The following is a 1619-nucleotide window of genomic DNA, read 5'->3' on the forward strand; positions in this document are numbered from 1 at the left end:
GAGCCAGCGTGGTTAGCATCCGTCGCCTCGATACTGGACGCTCGTGCACGGGTACGGGAATATCAACCCGTTATCCATCGACTACGCCTGTCGGCCTCGCCTTAGGTCCAGACTCACCCTGGGCGGATTAACCTGCCCCAGGAACCCTTAGTCAATCGGCGGCAACGTTTCTCACGCTGCTTTCGCTACTCATGCCTGCATTCTCACTCGCACACCCTCCACCACACGATCACTCGGCAGCTTCCCCGGATGCACGACGCTCCCCTACCAACCCAGAAACAAGTCCTGGGCTTCACAGCTTCGGCGGTGTACTTAAGCCCCGCTACATTATCGGCGCAGAACCACTTGACCAGTGAGCTATTACGCACTCTTTAAAGGATGGCTGCTTCTAAGCCAACCTCCTGGTTGTCTCAGCAACTCCACAACCTTTCCCACTTAGCACACGCTTAGGGGCCTTAGCTGATGATCTGGGCTGTTTCCCTCTCGACTACGAAGCTTATCCCCCGCAGTCTCACTGCCACGCTTCACTTCACCGGCATTCGGAGTTTGTCTGACGTCAGTAACCTGGTCGGGCCCATCAGCCAAACAGTAGCTCTACCTCCAGCAAGAAACACGTGACGCTGCACCTAAATGCATTTCGGGGAGAACCAGCTATCACGGAGTTTGATTGGCCTTTCACCCCTACCCACACCTCATCCCCCAGGTTTTCAACCCTGGTGGGTTCGGGCCTCCACGAGGTCTTACCCCCGCTTCACCCTGGACATGGGTAGATCACTCCGCTTCGGGTCCACAGCATGCGACTCAAACGCCCTATTCAGACTCGGTTTCCCTACGGCTACCCCACACGGGTTAACCTCGCCACACACCATGACTCGCAGGCTCATTCTTCAAAAGGCACGCCATCACCAAAGACAAGCTTCAGCTCTGACGGCTTGACAGCACACGGTTTCAGGTACTATTTCACGACCCCTCACCGGGGCACTTTTCACCTTTCCCTCACGGTACTAGTGCACTATCGGTCATCAGGACGTATTTTGGCTTAGCAGGTGGTCCTGCCAGATTCACACGGAATTTCACGGGCTCCGCGCTACTCGGGAACACACCAACACCTAGCCGGCAACTTCGTCTACGGGACTCTCACCCACTACGGTTCCGCTTCCCAACGGATTCAACTATCACCAGCATCAGCGCTCCGGGCCGACAGACCCGAACAGATGCGCCCCACAACCCCGCACACGCAACGACTGCCGTCTATCACACGCATACGGTTTAGCCTCTTCCCCGTTCGCTCACCACTACTAGGGGAATCACTGTTGTTTACTCTTCCTACGGGTACTGAGATGTTTCACTTCCCCGCGTCACCACCAACCACCCTATACATTCAGGTGGCGGCAACCCGACACAACTCGGGCTAGGTTTCCCCATTCGGACACCCACGGATCAAAGCTCGGTTGACAGCTCCCCGTGGCCTATCGCGGCCTCCCACGTCCTTCATCGGCGCCTGATGCCAAGGCATCCACCGTGTGCCACTATCACTTGGCCACTACAGATAATAAGATGCTCGCGCACACTATTCACAAATCAAAACACCAACCGCAAGCTCCGACACCACTCACACC

General features: G+C 56.4%; 1 rRNA gene. It reads right to left on the reverse strand.

What is annotated here, in order from left to right:
* Positions 1 to 1543: ribosomal RNA gene (locus ADL05_RS26785) — 23S ribosomal RNA — on the reverse strand; the annotation flags it as partial.
* Positions 1544 to 1619 lie beyond the last annotated feature (76 nt).

Origin of the sequence: Nocardiopsis sp. NRRL B-16309, from assembly GCF_001279585.1 — a bacterium.
Lineage (GTDB): Bacteria > Actinomycetota > Actinomycetes > Streptosporangiales > Streptosporangiaceae > Nocardiopsis.